Origin of the sequence: Hymenobacter aerilatus (assembly GCF_022921095.1) — a bacterium.
Classification (GTDB): domain Bacteria; phylum Bacteroidota; class Bacteroidia; order Cytophagales; family Hymenobacteraceae; genus Hymenobacter; species Hymenobacter aerilatus.
The window spans coordinates 765990-792146 of record NZ_CP095053.1 but is presented as its reverse complement, the minus strand read 5'-3'; the positions used below and the strand labels follow the sequence as shown (position 1 = coordinate 792146).

General features: G+C 57.3%; 15 protein-coding genes. 3 read left to right on the top strand and 12 right to left on the bottom strand.

Going from position 1 to position 26157, the window contains the following annotated elements:
• The first annotated feature begins 37 nt into the window (after positions 1-37).
• Positions 38-1144, top strand: a complete 1107-nt coding sequence (locus MUN82_RS03230) for an efflux RND transporter periplasmic adaptor subunit (RefSeq protein ID WP_245094951.1) — start codon at positions 38-40, stop codon at positions 1142-1144.
• 206 nt (positions 1145-1350) lie between these two features.
• On the opposite strand, the gene MUN82_RS03225 is transcribed toward MUN82_RS03230, so the two are convergent.
• From MUN82_RS03225 to MUN82_RS03180, 10 genes are all read right to left on the bottom strand, one after another.
• Complete coding sequence (locus MUN82_RS03225) at positions 1351-2619, bottom strand: glycoside hydrolase family 2 TIM barrel-domain containing protein (protein WP_245094949.1); 1269 nt, start codon at positions 2617-2619, stop codon at positions 1351-1353.
• A gap of 89 nt (positions 2620-2708) precedes the next feature.
• The gene (locus tag MUN82_RS03220) at positions 2709-5120 is read right to left on the bottom strand and encodes a glycoside hydrolase family 2 TIM barrel-domain containing protein (RefSeq protein WP_245094947.1); all 2412 of its coding nucleotides are present in this window, start codon (positions 5118-5120) and stop codon (positions 2709-2711) included.
• Between the two features lie 33 nt (positions 5121-5153).
• Complete coding sequence (locus MUN82_RS03215; RefSeq protein WP_245094945.1) at positions 5154-6692, bottom strand: glycoside hydrolase; 1539 nt, start codon at positions 6690-6692, stop codon at positions 5154-5156.
• Positions 6693-6998: 306 nt separating this feature from the next.
• A complete protein-coding gene (locus MUN82_RS03210) occupies positions 6999-8543 on the bottom strand; it encodes a RagB/SusD family nutrient uptake outer membrane protein (protein WP_245094944.1) in 1545 nt (514 codons plus the stop codon).
• A gap of 23 nt (positions 8544-8566) precedes the next feature.
• Positions 8567-11647 carry a SusC/RagA family TonB-linked outer membrane protein gene (locus MUN82_RS03205; RefSeq protein ID WP_245094943.1) on the bottom strand — a complete coding sequence of 1027 codons (3081 nt, stop codon included), beginning with the start codon at positions 11645-11647 and terminating at the stop codon, positions 8567-8569.
• A gap of 533 nt (positions 11648-12180) precedes the next feature.
• The gene (locus MUN82_RS03200; RefSeq protein WP_245094941.1) at positions 12181-13413 is read right to left on the bottom strand and encodes a PQQ-dependent sugar dehydrogenase; all 1233 of its coding nucleotides are present in this window, start codon (positions 13411-13413) and stop codon (positions 12181-12183) included.
• Between the two features lie 214 nt (positions 13414-13627).
• Positions 13628-14149, bottom strand: a complete 522-nt coding sequence (locus tag MUN82_RS03195) for a hypothetical protein (protein ID WP_245094939.1) — start codon at positions 14147-14149, stop codon at positions 13628-13630.
• 74 nt (positions 14150-14223) lie between these two features.
• Positions 14224-14562: a hypothetical protein gene (locus tag MUN82_RS03190; protein WP_245094937.1), complete on the bottom strand. Its 339-nt coding sequence runs from the start codon at positions 14560-14562 to the stop codon at positions 14224-14226.
• Between the two features lie 132 nt (positions 14563-14694).
• Positions 14695-16989: a GH92 family glycosyl hydrolase gene (locus tag MUN82_RS03185; protein ID WP_245094936.1), complete on the bottom strand. Its 2295-nt coding sequence runs from the start codon at positions 16987-16989 to the stop codon at positions 14695-14697.
• Between the two features lie 660 nt (positions 16990-17649).
• A complete protein-coding gene (locus MUN82_RS03180) occupies positions 17650-18198 on the bottom strand; it encodes a hypothetical protein (protein WP_245094934.1) in 549 nt (182 codons plus the stop codon).
• A gap of 303 nt (positions 18199-18501) precedes the next feature.
• Here MUN82_RS03180 and MUN82_RS03175 point away from each other — a divergent pair, with 303 nt between their 5' ends.
• A complete protein-coding gene (locus MUN82_RS03175) occupies positions 18502-21801 on the top strand; it encodes a VCBS repeat-containing protein (RefSeq protein WP_245094933.1) in 3300 nt (1099 codons plus the stop codon).
• Positions 21798-23132, top strand: coding sequence for a vanadium-dependent haloperoxidase (locus MUN82_RS03170; RefSeq protein WP_245094931.1), 1335 nt, complete (start codon positions 21798-21800; stop codon positions 23130-23132). The genes MUN82_RS03175 and MUN82_RS03170 overlap by 4 nt, the downstream gene beginning before the upstream one ends.
• Before the next feature lie 192 nt (positions 23133-23324).
• Here MUN82_RS03170 and MUN82_RS03165 read toward each other — a convergent pair whose 3' ends face one another.
• Together MUN82_RS03165 and MUN82_RS03160 are read right to left on the bottom strand one after the other, a co-directional pair.
• Positions 23325-24440 (bottom strand): carbohydrate-binding family 9-like protein, encoded by a 1116-nt coding sequence (locus MUN82_RS03165; protein WP_245094930.1) that lies wholly within the window; start codon positions 24438-24440, stop codon positions 23325-23327.
• Between the two features lie 103 nt (positions 24441-24543).
• Positions 24544-26148: a SusD/RagB family nutrient-binding outer membrane lipoprotein gene (locus MUN82_RS03160; protein WP_245094928.1), complete on the bottom strand. Its 1605-nt coding sequence runs from the start codon at positions 26146-26148 to the stop codon at positions 24544-24546.
• Positions 26149-26157 lie beyond the last annotated feature (9 nt).

Here is a 26157-nt window from a genome sequence, read left to right as displayed (position 1 = left end):
ATTTTCTCCCTCAACGTACTTCCTACTGCCTTATCTCATGACTATTGCCCGCTCTTTCCTGACTCTCTGCCTAGCCACTGGCCTACTGGGCAGCTGCTCCCACGGCGACACCAAGGAGGTGGTGACCGAGGAGCCGGCCGCCGACTTGCCCTACGACGCGGTGCAGGTGACAGCCGCGCAGCCTACCCGCTCCCTCAGCCTACCCGGCGAGCTGGACAGCTACTACCAAACCGACATTTACCCACGCGTGAACAGCTACCTCAAGCGCCTGCACGTCGATATTGGCGATGCTGTGCGACCGGGGCAGCTACTGGCCGAGCTGGAAGCCCCCGAGCTAACGGCGGCCCTTAGCGAGGCACTGTCGCAGCTGAAAGCCTCGCAGGCCAGCTATAGCTCCAGCCGCGCCGCCTACCACCGCCTACTGGTCACGAGCCGCACGGCTGGCGCCGTATCGCCGCTGAATCTGGAGCAGGCGCACGCCAAAGCCTTGTCCGATAGCCTGTTGGTAACGGCCGGGCGGGCGCACTACGAGGCGGCCAGCCAGATGGCGGGCTACCTGCGCATCACGGCGCCTTTTGCGGGCGTGGTGACGGAGCGTAATCTGGCGCCCGGTGCCTTTGTGGGGCCAGGCGGCCAAACCAACTTGCCTATCGTCAAAATCCGGCAGCTCAGCCGCTTGCGCCTGCGCCTGGCCGTACCCGAGGCCTACGTGGGCAGCATCCACGTGCGCGACACGGTGCGCTTTATGGTGCGTACGTTTCCGAGCGAAACCTTTATGGGCACCATCAGCCGCGTAGCGAATAGCGTGCGGCCCGAAACCCGCTCCGAGCAGATTGAAATCGACATTCCGAACGTTAAAAACCGGCTGCGACCGGGCATGTTTGCCACTGCTACCGTACCCGTAAATGCCGCCAAGAGCAGCCTGTTTGTGCCCCGCTCGGCGGTGGTCAGCACGGCCGAGCGCACCTACGTCATCCGGGTGAAAAACAACCGCGCCGAGTTGGTAGATGTGCAAAAAGGCGACGAAACCATGGGCCAGATTCAGGTATTCGGCCCGCTGAAGGTAGGCGACGTGGTCCTGAAAGCCGGCAACGAGGAAATCACCAACGAAGAACCCCTGCGGGTAGAGCTAGCGGGGAGGTAGGGCAGTAAAATTCTGAGTTTGTGAAGTAGTAATAGTGAGTTAAAAGACGCGTGTCATCCTGAGCTTGCGAAGGACCTGTTTACAGCTGAACGACAGTCATCACAACGACTTGTTCTAGTGTGAGAAGGTCCTTCGCAAGCTCAGGATGACACATGTCTTTTCATTTCACCATCTCATCACTGCACCATCCCACTACTCGCAGCTTCCTATTTCACATAAAACGGGATGTTGGCCGTGGCTACGTTATCGTGCCCATCGTAGGCGTAGATAAACAGACGGTAGCCCCCCGCTTTGGCAGGAGCTTTAAGAGTAGTTTGGCCTTTTGCGTTGGCCGGAATCAGGCCAGAAATAGCAGCAGGGCGGCTTTCCCGGTCGCCGCCCGATTTGAGGTCGGTGCTTTCCGGCAGCAGCTCCCAACGGTAGGTGAGCGGGTCGTTGTCGGGGTCTGTTACGGTGGCGAGGGCCGTGTAGGAGCGGTTGGGCTCCAGGTACACCGAGTCAGTCGCCAGTTTGCCGTTCAAGCGAAACGCGGCCAAATGAGGGGCGCGGTTCTGCGGCCACTTGCCACTCCACAGGTACTGCATCACATCCACCACCTCCGACTCTTTGCCATCCTCCGTGAAGATGCCGTACCAGGTAGGCGTGCGCTCCTGCTTCTGCCCCCACAAGAACACGTAGGTGCCCAGGCACTGGGTTTTGTCCTTGGCTACTGAGGCCTCATAGCGGCTTTTGTACACGGCGGCTTTTTGGCTGCTGGTTTCCTCCACCGAGGCTTTCCAGGGCGTAACGGGGCTTTCCCAGTGGCCAGTGGGGCCCCACTCAGCCACCACGTAGGGGCCAGTCCAGCCGATGGCGCGCACCTGTTGCGGAATAGCCGCCAGCCCAGCGTAGGTGTTGATGCTGAGGATATCCACGGCCGGGCATTTGGCCTTGATGTAATCTACCTCTGCTTGGTTGAGGCCGGCCAGCACGGTGCTGGTGGGGTGGTTGGGGTCTACCTCATGAATCATCTGGGCAATCTGCTGCACGGCGTCCCACACCTTGGGGTTCTTGTACTCCAGATTCAGCTCATTGCCGATGCCCCAGAATAGCACGGCCGGATTGTCTTTGTACTTCAGCACCTCGGCGCGCACCTTTTGCAGCTGCTCGGCCACGGCCTGGGGATTGTTGTAGTCGAAACCGTGCCGCTCGCGGACCACATCGAGGCCCATCATCACGGTGAGGCCGTTTTTGTTAGCATCGGCTAACACTTTGTCGGCGCCGTTGGTGCTCCAAGTGCGGATGGAGTTGCCTCCATAAGCCTTTACTCGCTCAGGAAACTGCCCGCCGCCGGCTCCTTTTATAAAGTAGGGCTGGCCGCCGCGCAGCAGCTCGTAGCGGCCATTGGCTTGCTTGACTTCCACCTTGATAGGCTTCGTTTGGGCATGGGTGGCCGTAGCGCAGGCCAATAGGGCAAGAACAAGGTAGGATTTCATAGGGTAGGGCAAGGTTGAGGAGGTTAAAGTAACAGCTATTTCCCTACCCTATGAAAAATGAATTATGGGCTATACCGCTTCATCATTGCCTACTTCGCCCGCAGCTTTACTTGCCGACTCCGTAGCCCCGGTGCTTGCACTTGCACAGTAATATTCCCGGCAGCTGTGGGCTGCACAAATACCAGCAGCTTGCCGTGGTAGGCCCGGTGCCTGGGCGCCTGATAGTCCTCATGACTCGCCAGGTCGCCGCTTTCGATGCCCACTACCCTACCAGGGCCCTGCACCGACACTGTTACTTCGTTGGCCGCATCAGGAACCAGGTTGTCTTTTTCGTCAACTATAGTTACTTCAATTTGCGCCAACTCGTGGGTGCTGGCTGCTAGTTTGGTCTGGTAGGCGGTGGCGTGCAGGGCATGCGGCGCGGCGGCCGTGCGCAGCTCCGAGCGACTGACCTCCTTGCCCTTATTGAAGCCTTTGAGCAAGAGAGTACCCGGCTGGTAGGGCACGTCCCAATACACCTCGCGGCCGGTTTTGCGGCCCAGTGATTTTCCGTTGAGAAATAGCTCCGTGGCTTCGCAATTCGTGAAGCCAACCACCCGCACCTGCTCCCCAGCCGGCCAGTTCCAGGTAGGCTGAAGCCGTCGGTGACTCACGTTGGGCGAGTCGCCGGTTTTGGGCGCGGGTGCCACGGCAGCGTATACCATAGGCTTGGTAGCCCACAGGCTTTGGCGGAAGTAGTACTCGGGTTTCGGGAAACCAGCCATATCCAGCAGGCCCGCGCCGTTGCTGCGCTGGGGCCACTTGCCGGCCTCACCGAGGTAGTCGATGCCGGTCCAGAGGTATTGGGCCGAGATGTATGCGTTGGTGTCAACTGCCGCCCAGGCATCGCGGCCCATGCCATTTTCGCTGCCGTAGATGATGCGCTTGGGGTATTTTTGGTGGTCTTCGGGGTAGCGAAACTCCTGATAGTTGTAGCCCACCACGTCCAGAACTTCGGGAAAGTCGGTGAAGTTGGACATCACCACGCCCGCCAGCGCCGCCGTAATGGGCCGCGAGGTGTCGTACTGCTTGGCTACCTCCACCAGGTGCCGGGCCAGCACGCCCAGCCGACTAGCCGGTGGATGGTTGGGTAGGAAGCCTTTGCCGTAGATCTGTGGATTGCGGCCGGTGTTCAGTACCTCGTGGGAGTAGGGGTCATTAGGGTAGTCGATTTCGTTGCCGATGCTCCACATAATAATAGAAGGCCGGTTGCGGTTGCGCAGAATCATGTCGCGCAGGTCGCGGTCGGCCCACTCCTGGAAGTGCTCATGCGAGCCGAACTTGGCCGGCGTGCCCACGTTCCAACCCTCTACCCACTTGTTTTTGCCTACCTCCCACTCGTCAAAGGCCTCGTCCATCACCAGGAAACCCATCCGGTCGCAGAGCGTGTAGAAGTAGTCGGCGTGGGGGTTGTGGCTCATCCGGATGGAGTTGCAGCCTACCTCTTTCAAGGTCTTCAGGCGCCGCTCCCACACCTCGGCGGGCACAGCCACACCCAAGGCGCCGGCATCGTCGTGCAGGCATACGCCTTTGAGCTTCATGTTCTTGTTGTTCAGAAAGAAGCCCTGGGCGGCATCAAACCGGATGGTGCGCACGCCTACCTCCTCCTCTACTGCGTCCGTGGGCTTGCCCTGCACCTCCAGCGCCACGCGCAACTTGTAGAGGTAGGGATGCCCCACCGACCATAGGGTAGGCTTGTTGATTTTCAGCGTGAGAGCAGCTGGCGTATCGGTGCCGGGTTGGGCCTGCACTTGCTGCTGGGTGGTGGCGACTTCCTTGCCCTTAGCATCTGATAGAATAGCCTTTACCAGCACTGGCGTAGCGGCAGCCGTGGCATTGGTGACGGCTACCGTTACCTGACCCGTGGCTGATGCCTCGGTCACCTCGGGCGTGGTGAAGCCTACCCCCCACCGCGCCACGTGCACGGGCTCGGTACCCACGAGGTACACGTTGCGGTAGATGCCCGAGCCGGTGTACCAACGCGAATCGGCCACTTGGCTGTGCTCTACTTTCACGGCCAGCACGTTCTTGCCGCCTGGGTTTAGGTAAGGCGTGAGCTCGTACTCGAAGGAGGCAAAGCCGCTGGGGCGCTTGCCCAGCGAGTGACCGTTCAGCCACACCTCGCTGTTTTTATACACGCCATCGAAATACACAAACACCTTCTTCGAGCGCAGCTCAGTCGGCACCTCAAACGACTTCCGATACCAACCTACGCCGCCCGGTAAGAAAGCCGTGGCGCTGGCCCACTCCTGGCTGAACGGCCCCTCGATGCTCCAATCGTGGGGGAGCAGCACGGTGCGCCAGGCGTGGTCGTCGAGGGTAGGCGTTTCGCCGGCGGCCACGTCGCCTTTGTGAAAGCGCCAGTCCTCGTTGAATAAGAGCGTGTGGCGCTCTTGCGCGTGGCTGCTAGTGGCAAACCAGCCCCACGCAAAAAGCAAAACAAGTAGGAAGTTACGGATCATGGGAAAGGAAGGTAGAACAGTGAGTAGCAGCCCCTAACGCAGGTTGCCGACGAACGTAGTAATCGACTGCGGGGCCACCTGCACCGACTGCTTAGCACGGGGCGCGGGGGTAGGTGCCAAATCGGCAGTAGCGGAGGTAGTGTAGGCGCGTTGCGGAAGCCATGCTTTCTTGCCCAGTTGCAGGTTCAGCGCCGCTGCCTCGCTGCCCGAATTCACGACCACCACGACCAATTGCTTGCTGGCCCCATCACGATAGGCCGATACCAATAGCTGCTGCTCTGGTGTAGCTTTCTTGGCTACTTCGGCTGCTACGCGCACTGCGCCGGGGCGCACAAACCGGCTGTAGTTGCCCAAGGCCCACAGCATTTTGCTGTCGTGGTAGGCGCCATCGGTTTTGTTGCGGTCGATGTAGATCAGGCCGTCCTTGTAGTCGTAAGGCGAAATGGCTACCCACCACTGCCAGGCCGCCGCATTAGCCACAGCCAAATCGTTGTGGATGACGCGCGCCAGGTACAGCGCCGACTCGATGCCCAGGTCGCGCTTGTTGCCGTTGATTTCGCCTGCATTGTCGCCCAAGATGCAGTACTCCGACTGCCAGTAGCGCAAGCCCGGCACCTGCTTCACCTTGTCGGCCAGCTGCTGCCGCACCGCCACGGCCTGGGGGTAGGGCGAGGTGGTGAAGTAGCTATGCCCTGCAATGATGGGTGCCACGCGCGGCAGGTTACCCACGTAGGTAGGCGAGCCGGGTTTGAAAAACGCGTCGATTTGATTGCCGCGCTCGGGTTTGTCTTCCGTTGCCAGCAGGTAATTCAGCTTGCCCGCTTCCGTCAGCAAAATTTTGGTAGGCAGGTTTTGCTGCACCAACTGCGCGTTGAGGGCCTTTGTGAGGCCGGCAATTTCGGGGTTGCAAAACGGCGTACCTTCCTGGCCGCCGTCGCTCCAGTCCCATTGGGGCTCGTTCACGGGGCTGAGGTAGTCGAAAGTGATGCCGGTGGTTTGCTTTACGCCGGCTACTACCTTGGCCATGTAGGTGGCCGCGTCGGTGTAGCGTTCGGGTGCCAGGCTGGTCTTAGCGTCGGTGGCGTAGGCCTTCCCATTGATGGTGTACTGCACGGGCGGGCTGTTCAGAAAGCCTAGGAGCTGCTTCACGCCGCGCTGCTGCGCCGCTTTCAGAAACCACATCTGGCCGGCTTGCTTGGTCCAGTCGTAGGTGTTGTCCGCCGTTAGAAACGATTCGGCGCGGCGCCACTCGTCCTTAATGCCGCTTTGCTCGCCCTGTTGCGCACTACCCGCTCCCATATTAAACCGCCACATCGACAAGCCAATACCCTTGGGCTGCCCACCGGGGCCTACCTCGGTGCTGAACAGCCAATCGGCCATGGCATTCTTCTTGGCCTCGGGCCACTGCCCCACAAACTGGCACGACCATGCATCGGAGGCGCTGAAATTGTCGATGGTTTGGTAGGTTTTGGTCGGGTCGAGGGCGACGGTAACGGGCGCCGGGTCTTGGCCGTGGGCTGTGGCGGCCGTGAGCACCAGGGCGGCTACCAAGTAAGAAGGCAGGTTTTTCATAAGCTATGCGAAGCGGTAATTATCGTTCTGGTAAGGTGCCTCACCCCCCGGCCCCCTCTCCAAAAAGGAGAGGGGGAGCCGAACGTTTTCGTCTAACACCTAAATATGAAATATGAGCAAACAGCTCCGTCGTGGCTCCCCCTCTCCTTTTCCGGAGAGGGGGCCGGGGGTGAGGCGCCCGGAGCGGCAGCATCCTGAAACGCCCGTCACCCCAGCAGATGCACGCCATGCGCGACCTACTGGGGTGAGTTGATTGCTTGGTTGTATAGAGGCACAGCACCCTATGCCTCTACAATACGCACCCGATTAATAACCAGGGTTCTGCGCCACGTTGCCACCCGAGAGTTGAATCTGCGGGGTAGGAATTGGAAACAGGTTGTTTTTCTCCGAAATCTGGTCTTTCACCTTGCCCTTGTCGTAGGGGTCGGTGCTGGTGAGCTGGGCGGCGTTAAAGGCCTGTATCACGGCTACCAGGCGTTTCTGGCGCACCAAGTCGTAGTAACGGTGGCCTTCCATGGCCAGCTCCAAGCGGCGCTCCAACCAAATGTGGTTGAGCAGGGCCGTACCCGTGGAGGTGCGGGGTAGCACTGTGCCGGGCTGCAAGCGGTTGGCACGGGCCCGCACCAGGTTCAGCGACGACAGGGCTTTGGCTTCCTGGCCCAGGCGGAACGAAGCCTCGGCGTGCATCAGCAGCAGGTCGGCGTAGCGCAGCTCGATGCGGTTGAGGGGGGCGTGCTCCCGCTCGTTGGCGGGGCGGTCGGCCAGGGGTAGGAAAATCTTGCGGCTCATGCGACCCGATTCGTTTTCCGAGGGCTTGGTGTCGTAGTTCGAGTAGTCGAACCCAGCGGTTTTCGGCCCCACGTTGTCGCCCTGTCGGATGATGGTCCACTGCCGGCGCGGGTCATTTTCCCGGATAAAGGCCTGCTCCAAGTTGCTGCTGGGTGTGTTGAAGCCCCAGCCGCCATCGGCACGACTGCGCATAATCACCGTCATCGACGTGCCTAGGTTGAATGCCTGGTTGGCGCTGTAGTTCAGCTCAAACAGCGACTCCGACCCGTTCACGTTGCTCACCGTCCAGATGTTGTTGAAATCAGTGTTCAGGTTGTACTCATTCGAGGCCATTACCGTCTCGGCCGCCTGCTGCGCCTGGGCCCACTGCTCGGTGAAGAGGTAGGCTTTGGCCAGGTAGCCGTTGGCGGCGCCTTTGGTAGCACGACCCAGGTCGCCGGTGGCGCGGGCGCTCTTGGCGGGCAGCACGGCAGCAGCTTCCTGTAGGTCTTTGACAACCTGTGCGTACACCTCCGTAGCCGTTGCACGCTTCAGCGCTACTGCCTCGCTCGGTGCCACCGGCGTGAGTACCAGCGGCACCCCGCCGTAGCCCTTCACCAGCTCAAAGTAGTTGTAGGCGCGGAGAAACTTCACCTCTCCTAAGAGCTGCTGCTTCAGCGTGTTGTCGATGGGGGCCGACTCAATGCCCACCAGCGCCGCGTTGCAGTTGCCGATAGACTGGTAGATGTGGGTGTAGCGGTTGTCGAACCACTCGTTGTTGGGCAGCCAGAAAAAGCGGGCAAAGTCGCCAAACTCGCGCTGGTCGCCGGCAATGGCGTTGCCTTTCCAGGCGTCGTCGGAGCCAGCGTCGCCGAACATGCGGGTGCGGTCAATCTTCCACCAGTCGTCCTGGTCGGCGGTGGCGTAGCAGCCCATCACGGCCGCCTTGCACTCCTCAGCATTCGAGTAGTAGTTGTTCACGTTCTGCTGGCCCTGCGGGGGCTTGTCCAAGAAGGATTCGCAGCCTTGCAGGCCCAGGCCCAGGCCCAGCGCCAGCGTGAGAGTAATGCGGATATTTTTCATGATACAGAGCGGTGGGAAATGGATTAAAAACCGATGTTAGCGCCTACCAGGAAGGTGCGGGCCGTGGGGTAGTTACCCAGGTCCACACCGCGGTTCAGGGCCGAAGCGCCATCGGTGTAGGAGCGGCCGTACCCAATTTCGGGGTCCACGCCGCTGTAGTTGGTGAAGGTGAACAGGTTCTGGGCGCTCACGTAGAGGCGCAGGCTGTTGGTGTGCAGTAGCGTGTTCACACCCTTCGTGAAGGTGTACCCCAGCTGCAAGTTGCGCAGACGAGCGTAGGAGCCATCTTCCACGTAGAAATTGGAGAAGCGCGTGAGGTTCTGGTTGTTATCGTTGGCCAGAATGCGGGGCACCGTGTTGGAGGTGCCTTCGCCGCTCCACGCCATGTTTTCGAGGCCAGCTACTTTGTTGTAGTTGTAGCTGCCCGAGTACCACCAGCCCTTGTTGGCATTCACAATGTCGTTGCCGAGGCTGCCGATGAGCGACGCTTGCAGGTCGAAGCCCTTGTAGCCCATGGTCAGGTTCACACCGAAGGTCAGATCGGGGGTAGGGTTGCCGATGTATTTCTGGTCTTTCTCATCAATCACACCGTCGCCGTTCAGGTCGGCAAAGCGGAAGTCGCCGGGCTTGGCATTGGGCTGAATGAGTGTGCCCGTAGCCGAGCGGTAAGCGTCAACTTCGCCCTGATTCTGGAAAATACCCGTGTTTTCATATCCAAAGAATCCGCCTACATAGCCGCCTTCTTCGGTTTTAGAAGGACGCCCGAAGATGGGCGTGTTGCCCGAGTACAAGGCCTGACCGTTGGCGAGCTTGTCAATTTTGCTGATGGCGCGGGTGGCATTCACGCTCAGACCGTAGGTGAAGTCACCCTTGGTTTCGGCGTAGCCCACTGTGAAGTCCAATCCGTTGGTGTTCATGCTACCCACGTTGGTCACGGGGCTGTTGTAGCCGTAGCCCGCGTGGCCCGGAATGGCCTGGAACATCAGCATGTCGTAGGTGTTGCGGCGGAACACGTCGGCGGTCAGGGTCAGGCGGTTCTGCAACAGCCCCAGGTCTACGCCAATATCGTAGTCCTCCACGGTTTCCCACTTCACATTGGGGTTCGGTACGTTGCCTTGCACAGCGCCTAGTTGTAGCGCGCGGTCGGGGCCGGTTACGTAGTAGGTCTTGCCAATGGTGCCCGTGTAGGCGCTGTTGGTCAGGCTGGCAATGTTCTGGTTGCCCACCCGGCCCCAGCTGGCGCGCAGCTTGGCAAAGTTCAGGGCGTTTTGGTTTTTCAAGAAGCTTTCTTCCGACACCAACCAGCCCACCGACAGCGACGGGAACGTGCCCCAGCGGTTATCAGAAGGGAATACCGAGGCGCCGTCGCGGCGGATGCTGGCGCCCAGCAGGTACTTGCCGCGGTAGTCGTAGTTCACGCGCCCAATCAGCGAGGCAATGGTGTTGGTGTAGGTGTTGCCGCGAATGGCGAAGCCCGTGGTAGCCGCGTCGGGGTAGCGCAGGCTGGGGTCGTTGCTAGGAATACCCTGGCCCGAGGTGTAGCTGGTAGTGGTCTGGAAGCGCTCCAGCGTGAGGGCTGCCAGCGCCGACACGTTGTGGTCGCCAAAGGCGTGGGTGTAGTTCAGCGTATTGGTGTTGTTCCAGTTGATTTCAATGTTGCGTTCCCACACCACCGAGTTCACCTGGTTGCGCTCATTGGCGTCGATGGTGTAAAACGGGTTGAAGTTGTTGCGACGGTACACGTTGTTGTTCGTGCCGAAGCGCGTTTCCGCAATCAGGCCCGGAATGAACTCATAGTTGGCGTACACCGTGCCCACCAGGAAGTACTGCTTGCGCTTGTCGTCGTTGCGCTCCACAGTGGCCAAGGGGTTACCCACGTCGGTAGGCGAGGCGCCGTAGTAGTCGTAGGGGTTGCCGGAGGTGCCGGGCACGCGAGCGGGCGTGATGGGGTCGTCGTTGAATGCGTCGCGGAACAACGTGCCGCTGTTGAGGTAGTTGCGCGAGGTCATCGAGATGTTGAAGTCCTCCCCTATTTTCAGGCGCTTGGTGGCCTGATATTCCGATTTCATGCGCAGGGCCAGCCGGTCGAAGTCAGAGCCTTGCACCAGGCCGCGCTCCTTGAAGTAGCTTAGACCCGTAGAGTACACCACCTTGTCGCTGCCGCCTGAGAGGCCCACCGAGTAGTTCTGCGTGATGCCGCGCCGGGCAATCTGCTTCCACCAGTTGGTGGTTTCGGTGTACTGCGCAGGGTTCGGATATACCGCAGCGTTGCCCGAGTTGGTAGCCGCTAGATTCATGATGCGGGCGTATTCGCTGGCCGAGGCCATATTGGGCACATTGGTAGGGTTCGACACGCCGAAAGTGCCATCTACCGTGATGCGTGGCTCGCCTTTGGCGCCGGCTTTGGTGGTAATCAGTACTACGCCGTTGGCCGCCCGCGAACCGTAGATAGCCGCCGAGGCCGCGTCTTTCAGCACGCTTAGGGTCGCAATGTCCTTGGGGCTGAGGTAGTCGATATTGGCCACTGGCAAGCCGTCTACCACGTAGAGGGGGCTGTTGCCGTTGATGGTCGAAATACCGCGAATCAGGATTTGTGGGGCTGCACCGGGCTCCGAGCCGGCGCCTACTACCGTTACGCCAGCAGCCTTGCCTTGCAGAGCGCTGCCCACGTCGGCTACCGTCAGCTTGCTTAGCTCCTCGCCTTTCACGGTGGTAACGGCATTGGTCACGGTGCGCTTTTCCTGCGAGCCGTAGCCCACCACCACCACTTCTGACATCACCTGGTTGTCCGTCCCCAGCGACACGTTAATGTTGGTGCGGCCGCCAATGGCTACTTCCTGTTGCTTGTAGCCCACAAAGGAGAATTGCAGTACGCCGTTGCCAGCGTCGGGTACCTCGAGTGTGAAGTTGCCATCGGAGCCGGTAGCGGTACCGGTAGTGGTGCCTTTCAGCAGCACCGTCACGCCGGGTAGGCCAACGCCGGTTTCATCCGTCACCTTGCCCCGCACCGCGGTGGCCTGGGCAAAGGCTGTAGTTAGTGTGCAGCAGAATAGAAAGCATAACAGACAGGCGGCGTACCACCGTGGGGGTAGAAAGTTTTTCATAAATGGAGGTGGGGTTGAGGGAATGAAGAATATAGGATGATCATCTGCTACCCGGCCGTAGCTATCTGCCACTGGCTACCTTTTACACGCAAGTCGCTTTTGAGCACAGGGCCAGCACAGGATGGCTTACACGGGGGCGCTGTTCCACACAATCGTTTGCTAAGCGCCGCATCAGATTTTCGAGACAAAGCTATTGTCTCCCCTTCTATATAAGTGGGGGCATTCTCGTGAAAAAGCGGGGGCATTTTGAGTCCCTATCTTGTCAGGAGGCCACCAGAGCCTATTTGTAACACTCCCTAGCGCATGCGTGCAACCCCTGTATATGGTCTGGTGTTGCGCCCGTCTGCGTGCTGCGCGCCCCCGTTCCTGCCAAACGAAAACTGCTCCTGACAAACGGAAACTATCCGTCTATCAGGAGCAGGTACTAGGTGTAATAGTAGTAGATGCAGCGTGGTGGAACAGCCCTCTGCGCCCCTACCCTACCCTCGATGCGGTGGCGGCAAACGCCTCCGCAGTCCGCGGGGGTAGGCGCGCTACGACCGGTCGATTTTGTACAGGCGGCCCTGGTCGGTGATGGCGTACAGGGCGCCGTCGCTGCCCTGGGTGATGGCCCGGAACCGCTGCCCTTCACTAGCCAGCAACCGCTCCTCGCCTACCACCCGGTTGTTGCTGTCGATAACCAAACGGATAATGTGCGTGCCGCTGAGCGAGCCGATAAATAGGTTGTTCTGCCACTCCGCTATCCGATTGCCGGAATAGAACGTCATGCCGCTGGGCGACACCACTGGGTCCCAGTAGTACACGGGCTGCTGCAAGCCTTCCTGCTGCTGAATGCTGCTGCCGATGGGTTGCCCACTGTACTCGATGCCGTAGGTGATGGTAGGCCAGCCGTAATTCGCACCCGCTTGCAGGCGGTTGAGCTCGTCGCCACCGCGAGGACCATGCTCGCTCTGCCAGGCCTCGCCCGTCACGGGGTGGATGGCCAGCCCCTGCGGGTTGCGGTGCCCAATTGAGTACAGCTCGGGTAGGGCGCCGGCCTGCGCAAACACGGGGTTGCCGGGGGCCGGGCGGCCGTCTTTGGTGATGCGGATAATCTTGCCCAGCGCCGACGAAACCGCTTGAGCCTGGGGCCGGGTCACCAGGTCCGACCGTTCGCCGGTACTTACCAGCAGGTTGCCGGTGCGGTCGAACACCACCCTACCCCCGTAGTGCAGCGTGCCGCCATACGCCGGCTCGGCTCGGTAGATAACGGTGGCCCCTTCGATACTGCGCTCGTCGGTAGCCAGCCTACCCTTGGCAATGGCCGTTACGTTGCCGCCGGGGCGGGCCTCCGAAAACGACCAGTACACCATGCGGTTAGAAGCAAAAGCGGGGTCGAGGCACACGCCCAACAGGCCGCCCTGCCCGGCCGGATTCACAGCCGGAATACCCGTAATCGGCTCGCTAACTGTGCCGGAAGAAGCCACGATACGCATACGCCCGGCCTTTTCGGTTACCAGCAGGCGTCCATTGGGCAAGCCCACAATACCCCACGGATTAGTTAGGGAAGACGTCACGACATCGGCCCGATAGCTAGCCGAGGTGGTCACGCCGCCTACCCGAGTTTGCCCCGCAAAGGCCGGCTGGTAGGTGGTGTTGGGGGCGTTGGTTTCTACCGGCGCCGTGGTAGGCCCCGGCGTAACCGGATCCGTAACCTGTTCTTTCTCATCTGAGCACGACAGTAAGGCCAGGGATGCGCCAAGGATAACAAGCAGACGTTGTTTCATTAGGATAGCAGGTTGAGTGTGTGGTAAATGGCTAGTAGCCTAACCAATAACGACAGCCTCCACGTTCAGGTTGACGCCCTGCTCTTACACTCTATGTTTACAACTTTTGTTAGAGGGAAGTAGCCACTACTGAAACAGCCATTTGTGTAGTCGGCTGGTCTGCGTTTAGCGTAACGTAACTCGTGCTATTTACCAGCATAGAACATTACTCAATTTATAAACCTAAGTATGGGAATGCAGCTTGCTTTACATAATCCATTATCCAATCTTCAGAATCAACAACCATTGGTTTTCTTTTAATGAGCTCTGCCCTCACTCTCGCAGCTAAGGTGTTACTAACTTCCAATCCATCGCCTGTTAGATAATCGTGTAAAACCACACACAGTGCCTCTATAATTATTTTCTTTTTAGTAAACAGCACACTATGATCATCCAACAAGTCAAATAGTGCATTCACATCTGAGATAGTCTCATCGCCCAATATCACTTCTTCATCTTGCTCATTAACGCGTAAAGCTTCACTGTATGCCCATTCGCGCAAAAGAGATTCATCTAGATAAACATAGCTTCTACCTAATGAAGCACATTGTGTTGAATTACAATTTGAGCATTCCGAATACCATAACGAGTAACGGTTGTATAAGTCGAATGCTGCCTCTCTTTTAGAGAGAGGGAACACGTCTATGTTACCGCATCTTTTACACTTCCTCGTAATACTATATTCTTTGCTATCCATGCTATCCATTTTAATATAGACTTTATAGACGTGAGCTACCGCGCACTAAACTCGCGTTAGCTGGCATATCTCTACTACCCCTCTCGCCTCACGCCTATATATCGCTCTTTAATATTCTCACTCTCATGATAGATGATATCACCATTATCAACGATAACAAATGCTCCTAAATTAGAACCTAATATTTGCTTAATTGCTTCCTCTATATTCATCCATTTACCATCTAGGTCGCTGCTTTCATGCATTATATAGCACTCTGCCGATTTGGTTAAACCTTTAATTTCTTCAATAACATAATCTGCATATTGGTATCTTGATGGTATCTGCTTACAGTATTTCATATCCAATTCAGAAGTAAAATGAGCTAGCTGACCAAACCCGTAACCACCATTTGAATTGGGTTTCTGAGTCACAGCTAAATACCTAGCTCGCCTACTTTTTATAATAAAATTCTTTATTACTCGCGCTACTATTTCGCCCTCCGGTAGTCGACTAGGGTTTGTTTTGCTATTCATAATTCAAATTGATAATTACCTCAATTTTGCTCAAGGTTTTCCCGCCATCGTAAATACCAACTCCCCACCCTTCACCACATCCGCATATGCCAGGAACGGCCGCGTGAGCTTCTGACCGTTGAGGCGGGCTTCCTTCACATACACGTTCTTGTCGCTCTGGTTTTTGACTTTGATGCGGAAGGTTTTGCCATTCTCCAGGTTAATGGTGGCGCCGTGTACGGCAGGGCTGCCGAGGGCATAGTCCGGCGAGCCGGGGGCCACGGGGTAGAAGCCCAAAGAGGAGAAAATATACCAGGCCGACATCTGCCCGCAGTCATCGTTGCCGCCGAGGCCATCGGGGGTAGGGCGGTACATCTTGGGCAGGATCATGCGCACGCGAGCCTGGGTTTTGTAGGGCTGGTTGGTCCAGTTGTAGAGGTAGGCGGCGTGGTGAGCGGGCTCGTTGCCGTGCACGTAGTTGCCGATAATACCGTCGCGGGTGATGTCCTCAGTTTCGGCGAAGAACTTATCGGGCAGGTCCATGGTGAACAGCGAATCCAAGTGGGGCACAAACTTCTTCTCGCCGCCCATTTTAGCGATGAGCGTGGCTGGGTCTTGTGGCACGTAGAGGCTGTAGTTCCAGGCGTTGCCTTCAATAAAGCCCTGGTCGTGCGTGCTCAGCACATCAAAGCGTTGGCGGAAGCTGCCGTCGGCGAGGCGGGGACGCATAAAGCCAATGCGCTGGTCGTATACGTTCTGCCAGTTTTGGGCGCGCTTGCTAAACTCGGCTTCGATATCGCTCTTACCTAGCTTTTTGGCCAGTTGCGCAATGCACCAGTCGTCGAAGGCGTATTCCAGCGTTTTCGACACCGACGAGCCGCTTTTGTCCTCGGGCACGTAGCCCAGCTGCTCGTAGTAGCCGATGCCATCGAAACGCTTTTGGTGGGCGGTAGCCACGCAAGCGTCGAGGGCACGCTGGGCCTGGTCGGCGGGCACCACGCCTTTCAGCACGGCATCCACAATCACCGGCACCGAGTGGTAGCCAATCATGCACCAGTTCTCATTGGCGTAGTGGCTCCAGATGGGTAGCATGTGTAGGGTACTCTGGTCGTAGTGCGCGAGCATGGACTGCACCATGTCAGCGTTGCGCTTCGGTTCCAGCAGGTTGAAAAGGGGGTGCAGGGCGCGGTACGTGTCCCAGAGCGAGAAGGTGGTGTAGTTGGTGAAGCCCTTGGCCTGGTGGATGTTCTGGTCGAGGCCGCGGTATTGGCCGTCCACGTCCATGTAGGTGGTAGGGCTAAGAGCGGCGTGGTACATGGCCGTGTAGAAGTTCTCCTTATCTACCTTCTTCGGCGACTCAATCACCACTTTGCCCAGTTGCTCCTGCCACTGCGCCTGCCCCTGGCGCTTCACCGCCTCAAAGTCCCAGCCCGGTATTTCGGCCCGCAGGTTGCGCAGTGCTCCATCCATGCTCACACCCGATAAAGCCATTTTTACCTTGATTCTCTCGTTGGCCGTGGTTTTGAAATCAAAGTACAGGCGCAGCTGCTCGCCGGCCAGCTCGGGGAAGTTGTGGGCTTGATCGAAGCGGCCCCAGAAGCCACGGTACACCTGTTTCTTGGAGTAGTTGCGGCTGCCGTAGCTCGCAAACGGCTTCGAAAACGCCATAGCGAAGTATTCCACGCGGGTACGCGCCCAGCCGTTGGTTTGGCGATACCCCGTTATCAGCGAGTCGTTCTCGACCCGCACGAAGGTCCAAACGTTCTTATCGGGGTAGTTGTAGATGCCAGCGGCGAGGTCGAGGATGATGTGCGCCTGATCGGACTGCGGAAAGGTGTACTGGTGCATCCCTACCCGGTTGGAGGCGGTCAGCTCGGCCACGATGTTGTGGTCGTCGAGCTTCACGCGATAGTAAGCGGGCTCCGCTACCTCGTTTTGGTGTGAGAAACGGGAGCGGAAACCCTTCTCCGGCTGGTCGGCGGTGCCGGGGTTGAGCTGAAGCGGGCCGGTGGTAGGCATCACCTGAAAATCGCCCAGATCGGAGTGGCCGGTGCCGCTGAAGTGCGTGTGCGAAAAGCCTACAATGGTTTTATCAGCGTACTGATAGCCAGCGCAATACTCGTATACCTTGGGATTGTACTTTCCGTTCAGCTCGTAGGGAATGGTATCGGTATCGGGCGAGAGCTGCACCATGCCGAAGGGCACCGTAGCGCCGGGGTAGGTGTGCCCCATTTTGGCCGTGCCCACCAGCGGGTGGGCGTACTGCACGAAGTTTTCTGAGGGGGCTTTCTGGGCGAAAGAAGATAGGGAGGAAAGAAGAAGAGTAGGAAGGGTCAGGCGTTTCATCAGCTTCAGATAGGGGCGTTGAAGCTGGCAAGGTAATCATCAGTTGCACTTCTTTATCTCATATTAATTGCTTCGGTTACTTAAAAACAGACTCAATAGTCCCAAAGCAAGTTTTTTTAAGTGTGCACGCTCGTGGATCATTAGGAACGCTTGTAGACATTATACTACTGAATTCAGTAGATGGCTTAACTAAGACAGACTGCCCGGTATCAAACTCATTATTCGTATTGCATAGCCATAATACACGGATAGTATCGTTAGTAGATATTTTGACTAAGGTAACTGAAGCCGTTGGCTCAAGTCCGCATAGAAATTCCGCAGTGGCATGGTAAACAACCATGCCTTTCACTCCTGTACCAAGAGAGAATTGCTGCCAGTTTCTACGACAGTCAAACTGTTGACTTGCAGAGCTTGATCTTATACCAAATAGATAATCGTATTGGATAAAGTTCTCAGGCGTAGCCTTTTGGGTGAAAGAGAATAGGCAGGTAAGAATAAGAATAATCAGTGGTTGTGGTCTCATCCGCTTCAGGTAAGGGCGTTGACGCTGGGAAGTTAGGTAAGAGGTAGGAAAACTATCGGGCGGCCAAGAGTATTTACGCCGTGCACAAGCACTGTTACCGCCCATCGCATAGCCGATAGAGCGTGCGTCACACTCTACTACTCCCACATCAAATGCTCCCACTTTCTGAGAACATGTAAACCAGCTTCACGCGTCAGCTTCAAGAGCTTTTCCTCTTCTACGTTTTGCGCAACCAGCGACATATCGAAACCTATTTCCAGATAGGCATCAGCAAGCTTTATTTTCACTTTTAAGAGCTCACGAACACCTAGAACGAGATAATTATATAATTCGTCTTTTGAATTCAAAATGATTTCTTGTTCATATTTTCTATTGACTTTAGCTAAAAATTTAATTTGCTCTTCAGTAAATAAATAGTTAACCTTTTTTGAACAACTGCTCTGCCAGCTATATCGAATCCTTGAGTTTGATAGCTCACTATCTTGCTGATCTACGAGACAGAAAATAAAATTTATTATTTTCTGCTCTTCACGCAAGTATTCATTTATAATATTTTCATTTTTTAAAGTATTATTGATTTGCACAAAACTATATAATCTACTGTCGCCAAATTCTTCCGCGCTGAGAATATGGTCAAATCTGTCTATCCAATACAAGAAGTGATTTTCAAGGGTGGAAACTTCCATAAGTACATTGCCTTTTTAGCACTGACAAGTGCAGCAAGTTTCAACATACTGCTGCTTGACCACGCCCGATTATTTACTGTTTCCGAAGCTATTTAGACGAGCATCTTGCTCCTCAACATATCCGCCGATACCTACACTCAACGCGGCTGTAGGTATCGGCGGATTAAGTATAAATAGTATTCGTTACGCTGCTCAACGGTGGCGGGAATATCTATCGGATTTTATTTCAAAAAAAGTATGCTCAATAGTCCCAATTCTACCTTAACTTACACCACGGCAGCTACTCTTTCTACCCTTCGCACTATGCGTAACTGTTTCTCTGGCAGCTTTTTTCTGTTGCTTTTTCTCGGCGCTACCCTACCCACCCAAGCCCAGCAAACACTGTTCAGCTTACTTAGCCCGAAAGAAACCGGCATTACCTTCCAAAATGATGTCAGCGAAACCGAGGCGCTGAACGTGCTGTCGTATGAATATTTCTACAACGGCGGCGGCGTGGCCGTGGGCGACATCAATAACGATGGCCTACCTGATTTGCTGTTCACCGGCAACATGCGGCCCAACCGGCTCTACCTCAACCAGGGCAATTTCAAGTTCAAGGACATCACCCGCCAGGCCTCGCCGCTGCTGGAAGGCCGCAAAGACAGCTGGAAAACCGGCGTAACCATGGCCGATGTGAACGGCGACGGCCTGTTGGACCTTTACATCTGCTACTCGGGCAAGAAGGACGAGGCCACGCGCCGCAATCAGCTGTTCATCAACCAGGGCAACGCTACCTTCAAGGAAGAAGCCCAGGCCTATGGCCTCGACGACCCCGGCTACAGCACCCAGGCCGCCTTTTTCGATTTCGACAACGACGGCGACCTGGACATGTTTCTGCTCAACCACAGCATCAAGAAGATTGACAACATGGCCTTCGCCAGCCTGAAAGGCCAGGCGGATGTGCTATCGAGCAACAAGCTGTTTCGCAACGACAACGGCCATTTCACCGACGTATCCAAGGCCGCGGGCATTGTGCAGAACCCGCTCACGTTTGGGCTGGGTATTGCCGTGGCCGACGTGGACAAAGACGGCTGGGCGGATATCTACGTCACCAACGACTACAATGAGCCCGACTACCTCTACCACAACAACCACGACGGCACCTTCACGGACCAGTCGAAGCAGGTGCTGCGCCACCACTCGCACTTCTCGATGGGCGTGGACATTGCTGATTTCAACAACGACGCTCGGCCCGACATCCTGACGCTGGACATGATACCGGCCGACAACCACCGGCAGAAGTCCCTGCAATTGCAGGAAAACTACGAGTCGTTTGCCCTGATGCTGCAACAGGACTTGTACCACCAGTACATGCGCAACATGCTGCACCTCAACAACGGCGACGGCACGTTCAGCGAGATTGGGCAGCTGGCCGGCGTGTCGAATACCGACTGGAGCTGGTGCCCGTTGCTGGCTGATTTCGACAACGACGGCTACAAGGATATCTTCATCACCAATGGCTACCTGCGCGACTACACCAACAAGGATTTTCTGCGCTATTGGGGTGATTACAAGATCAAAAAGGCCATGGCGCGGGAGCCATTTCTGCTGATGGACTTGGTGACGGCCATGCCCTCCACAGCCGTGCCCGACTACATCTTCCGCAACAACCACGACCTCACTTTCACCAACAAGCAAACCGACTGGGGCCTGAACCAGAGCAATATGTCGAACGGTGCTGTGTACGCCGACCTCGACAATGATGGTGATTTGGAGCTGATTGTGAACACCATCAACCAGCCGGCGGCCATCTACCGCAACCGCAGCGTAGAGGATCAGCGCACCGCCTACCTAGCGCTCAAGCTCACGGGTACGGACAAGAACACCCAGGCTGTGGGCGCCAAAGTGTATGTGTACGCCGCTGGCAATCAGCAATATCAAGAGGTGAATCCCAACCGGGGCTACCTTTCGTGCGTGCCCACTACCCTACACTTTGGTTTGGGGAGCAGCTCGGTAGTGGATTCGGTGCGGATTGTGTGGCCCAACCAAACCCGGCAGCTGCTGACCAAGGTGAAGGCCAACCAATTGCTGAAGCTGACCGCGCCCCCCGCCGGCAAAAACCTGGCGGCCCGCCCGGCTCCCATCCCCAAAACCATGTTTCAGCCGGCCACGCCGCTGTTTGCTTTTCAGCCTGAAGAGGTGGCCCTCAACGACTTCAAGCGCCAGCTGCTGATGCTGTTTATGTACTCCAAAACTGCCCCCGTGCTCACGCAGGCCGATGTGAACAAGGATGGGCTGGATGATCTATTTGTGAGCGGTGCGCCCGGCGAGCTGGGCCGCCTGTACATACAGCAGCCGGGCGGTACCTTCCGGGAGCAGGCGTTGGCGGGCAGTGCCACGCCGGCCGCGGGCACAGTGGCCGCGGCTACCTTCTTTGACGCTAACGGCGACTCCTACCCCGACCTCTACCTGGCCAAAGGCGGCTATGCGCTCTACGAGGCTGGCACCGCTGACTTGCAGGATGAACTGTATCTCAACGACGGCCACGGCCGCTTGGTGCTGGCTCCCAACGCCCTACCCGCGCTGCACGGCAGTAGCAAAGGCTGCGTGCGCGTGGCCGATATAGACGGCGACGGCGACCAGGACCTTTTTGTGGGGGGCCGCGTGATTCCCGGCCAGTACCCGCTGGCGCCGCCCAGCTATTTGCTGCTCAACGACGGCAAAGGCAAGTTTGCGGCCGTAGCCGACGCGCCCTTTGCGCACGCTGGCATGGTGACGGATGCACAGTGGGTAGACCTGAATAAAGACAAGCGCCCTGACCTGGTGCTGTGCGGCGAGATGATGCCTCTTACGGTTTGGATCAACACGCCGCAGGGCTTCAAGGACCAAACGGCCGACTACTTTGCTACCCCGCAGCAAGGTTTCTGGTTCAGCCTGCACGTGGCCGATGTGAACCAGGATGGTCAGCCCGACATTGTAGCCGGCAACCTGGGGCTGAATACGCAGATACGGGCTACTCCCCAGCAGCCAGCCGAGCTGTACTATGCTGACTTTGACAACAATGGCTCCATCGACCCTTTCCTCAATTTCTACCTCGATGGCAAGAGCTACCCCTTCGTGAGCCGCGACGAGTTGAACGAGGTCATCTACCCCATGCGCCGCCGTTTCACCTCCTACAAGGCCTACGCCGACGCGACCATGCAGGATATTTTTCCGGCCGAGGAACTGAGCAAGGCTCGTAAGCTGGAGGCGAATGAACTGCGCACCATGCTCTACCTCAACCAGAACGGCAAATTTGCAGCTACTCCCCTACCTACGGAGGCGCAGTTTTCGGCCGTAACGCACATTGTCAGCGGCGACTACAACCGCGACGGCCACCCCGACCTACTCCTGCTGGGCAACCACTCCGACAACCGCTTGAAGCTAGGCAGCTTCGACGCCAACTATGGTTGCCTGCTGCAAGGCAATGGCAAGGGGGAATTCCGCTACGTAACCCAGCCTCAAGCCGGTCTGTGCGTGCTGGGCGACGTGAAATCAGTGAGCGAAATAACGGTTGGCAAGCAGCCCTACCTGGTGGTGGGCGTGAGCAACGGCGCCGTACAGTTTTACAAGAAGCAAAAATGACAAAGCAGGTCCTCTTCCTGATGAGCCTGGTGCTGGGCGGCCACGCATCGGTTTACGCTGCCGCCCCCCCTACCCCCCTGAACCCCGGTAAAGCCCTGGATGCCATCAACATGACGCTGGTGCACGATGTGGTGGCTCCCCCGGTGGCAGCGCGCTACTACGCGTACACCACACTAGGCGCCTACGCCATTGTATCAGCCCACAACAAGAGCCTGCCCGCCCCTACCCGCTTCATCACCGGCTACACCACCGACCTGCGGCTGGATACGGTGAAGGGCAAGTATGACTACCAGATAGCGGCCTATTACAGCATGCTGGAAGCAGCGCGCCTGCTACTACCCTCCGGCGAAAATCTGGCAGCAGAAGAAGAGGAGTTTGTGCGCGGCCTGGAGAAACAAGGCGTGAAGCCAGCTGTGCTGGCGCAGTCGGTTCGGGTAGGGAAACTGGCGGCAAAAGCGGCTGTTACGTTTTCCAAAGCTGACCGCTACAACCGCCTGAGCGCCTTGAAGCGCTATACTCCCCTGAAAGCGGAAGGCTCTTGGTACCCTACTCCACCCGCATACATTGAAGCGGTAGAGCCCAACTGGAAGACCATTCGGCCCCTCATGATAGACTCGGCCGCACAGTTCCGGCCGGCTCTGTTTGCGCCTTTCAGCAAAGACACGGCCTCGGCCTTTCATAAGCAGGTGCTAGCCGTATACAACATCTCGAAGCACCTCACCGACGAGCAGCTACAAATTGCCCAGTTCTGGGACTGCAACCCATTTGCAGTCAACACCTCGGGGCACATGGCCATCGGCTTCAAAAAGATCAGTCCCGGTGGCCACTGGATGAATATTGGGGCACTGGTGGCGCAGCAACAAAAGGTAGGATTTGACAAAACGGTGATGGTATTGGCGCTGGAAGGCATCACGCTGATGGACGCCTTTATCAGCTGCTGGGAGGCCAAATACGCCACCAACCGCATCCGCCCCGAAACATACATCAACCGCTACATCGACGTAAAATGGCAGCCGCTCCTGCAGACGCCGCCGTTCCCGGAGTACACCAGCGGCCACGCCGTCGTTTCCAATGCCGTGGCCGAAATGCTTACCTACCTGCTCGGTGATAATATTGCCTACCTCGATAACACCGAAATTCCCTTTGGCAGCGGCGAGCGGGCATTCACATCTTTCCGGCAAGCAGCCAGCGAAGCTTCCGTATCGCGTTTCTACGGGGGCATCCACTACATGGAAAGCATCAACAACGGCAACGAGCAAGGGAAGCAAATAGGCCGCTATCTGATAGCGAAGCTACGCAACGCCGGCCTGAAGCCCGTGGCAAGCCGGTAGACACAGATAAAACACCGCCTGTCATCTCTCAACTCGTCTGTCATCCTGAGCGGAGCGAAGGACCTTCTTACAGCAGAACGACGGACGTAATAACGATTCGTGCAAACGTGAGAAGATCCTTCGCTCCGCTCAGGATGACAGACGAGTTGAGAGATGACAGGCGGTGTTTTATCAGCCTGTCACTCCTCTACCCTACCGCTTCACCGTTTCTACCAGTCCCTCATCGTTGATGCGCAGGGTAGTGGCACCGGGCGCCATGAGGGTAGCCGTGAACTGTTGTGTAGTAGCTTCCAGCTGCAGCTGATTCGCTTGCTGGGCTACAGTTACTTGCGGCGCAATGTTCAATTCAGCCAACGATGACGCATAGCGGCCGTTTTTCTCGCGGTACTGCTGCTGGCGGTAGTACACCAGCCACAAGTAGCGCCGACGCAACTCAGAAATAGGCATCTCGAAGGCTGGCGCTTTGGCCTGGCGCGTAAACTGCAGGTAGCCCCACCGCTCGGGATAGTGCATGTTAATCACGCCCTGTGGCGACCATACCCAGTTGCGTTCGGGCAGGTCTTTGCCGGTGGCGTCTTGCAGCTTCACGTACTTGCCGTTGGCCGCCCGCGTGTCCCACTCTACCCTGGAGAAGTTGATGCGCCACAGGGTGCCCTCGGTAGGCGGCGCAAACGGAAAGCCCATCCGCACGGCCCGCAACGGAATAGCCATTTCCACGGTCCAGCTTTTGTCTTTGTCCTTGGGTTGGTTGAGGGTACCGTCGATGCTCACGCCGGAACGCAGGCCGGCCACATCCCAGCTGATGAGGGCGTCGCCGTGGTTGCGGTAGGGCTTGGGCAGGTACAGGTCGAAAATCTTGTTGAGGGCGTTTACCTCCACCTCAAAATACTGGTGCGTGTTGTCATCGGGGTCGATGAACACCTCAAAGTCATTGTCCTTGTAGATGATGTCGTCGTGGTGCGTTTGGTAGGCCCAGATGTGCGGTTCCTGCATGGTGGCAGCAATGAACAGCGTAGAGTCATTCCAGAGCATTTTCACCCGCGTCTGGTAGGTAGGCAGCGGCTTGGCGGCGCCTTCAATATCCACAAAATCTGAAGTCCAAGGGGCTTGCTGCCAGGCGCTTTCCTGCAGCTTGCCATCCATGGTAAGGGCCTGGGTGGTGTGCTGCACCACGTAGCCTTTGGGCGGTGTAAACAGGTGCTCCAAACCTTGGAGCGCCTTTTGATCCTGCGCCGAAGCTGATAACCCTACCCCACCGAGCAGGAACGTTAGCGTTGCTAAGCGCTTGAAATGGCAGAAGTGATGCATGCTTGCGATACTTGGTAAAAAACTGATTGATTCCGCTACAAAAAAAGAGGCTTTACCCTAAGTAGTAGGGTAAAGCCTCTTTTTCACTCAAACTAGAACGTCATTACGGTCTGTCCCACCACACGCGCGAGGTCAGCAGGTCGCCGCCGTTCAGGCTGGCTACACCCGACCGGTAGCCGGCAGGATTGTTGGAGATTTCAGCTGCCGGATATGGGAGACGACGCGGAATGGTCGCGTTGGTCACGTTGCCAGGGTAGTTCACGGGCGTAAGTACTGGGTAGCCCGAGCGACGCCAGTTAAACCAGCCTTCAATAAAGTTGAAGGTAGTAGACGTTTCCAGCCAATACTGCTCGTTGATCTGCTTGTAAGACGCCGTTGTCGATGTCGTATTCAGCGGGTTGGCAGCCACGTAGGCGGTAATGGTAGCAGTCGGCACAGTAGCCGCCGCGTCCATCTGCGCCAGAGATTCCATGGCGCTGCGCAGGCCGTTGGCGTAGTGCGTGGCAGCCGTACCGCCCACGTTCCAGCCGCGGGTAGCCGCTTCGGCCAGCAGAAACTCCGTTTCGGCGTAGGTCAGCAGGAAGTTAGGCGCGTTGCGCTTAACATACACGTTCACGCGGGGACGCGAGTAGTTACCCAGTGGGGCAATATCACCAGCAGCGCCCGTAGGACCCGGATAGTCGGCGCGCTTACGAATGTCGAAGTCACCGTTGGCCAGATCGTAGCCGTTGGGCAAGCCGCGCTGCACAGCGGGGTTGGTGTTGCCGGTCAGGCCTTGGTTGGCGTTGTTCTTTTCGCCGGCCTGCGGAATCTCGGCAATAACGCCCAAGCGTGGGTCGCTGTTGGTGCGCAGGTAGTCGATCAGGGTCTTGCTCCACTTCACTTCCCGGAAGTCATCGGTGGTGAGCAGGGCGCCGGACGTAGCATTCTGCGTGTCGCCCTGCGAGGCGTCGGTTTGGGCAATAGCGTTGTCAGTGGTAGCCGTCATCGTGCCACCGGCTACAGCCTTCTCGGTCCAGGTGCGAGCCAGGGTAGGATTCACCTTGGTCATACGCATAGCCACGCGCACCATCAGCGAGTAACCCAGTTTTTTCCATTGGGCCACGTTGCCGCCGTACAACAGGTCGCCAGTAGCCAGGGGCGCCGACGTGTCCAGGCTGTTGATGGCAGATTCCAGTTGCGTCAGCAAAGCCGGGTAGATGTTCTCCTGCTTGTCATAGGCAGGAGCCGTAATACCATCCTCCGCCTTCAGCGCCTCCGAATACGGAATATCCCCGTAGGTATCGGTGAGACGCTGATAGATCATCACCTTCATGATGTTGCTGATGGCAATGACGTTGGCAAAGCGCTCGGGACTCTGCGTATTGGCTACCCTAATGGCCTGCTCCAAGCGGCTGAGCGCCGTGTAGCCGTTGTTGAAAGTCAGAGCCTGATAGCCCCCAAAACCGCCTGCGTTGACGTACTTATCGCCGTTGCCGTAGTAGTTGAACGTACTAGCCAGCGCCTGAATGGCGGGAGCCTGGTACAGCAACTGCGCGTAGCCCGTATTGGCGTAGCCCAGCTGGCCATCGGTGAGCAGGTAGTTGGGGTTGAGGTTGTTGGCCGAGGCCGCGTTAGGGTTGGTATTGACGTCGTCGAAGCGGTCTTCGGAACAGGAAGTGCTCCAAAGCGCTGCGGTGAGTGCTATAAATAGGAATGGCTTTTTCATATTCCTGTA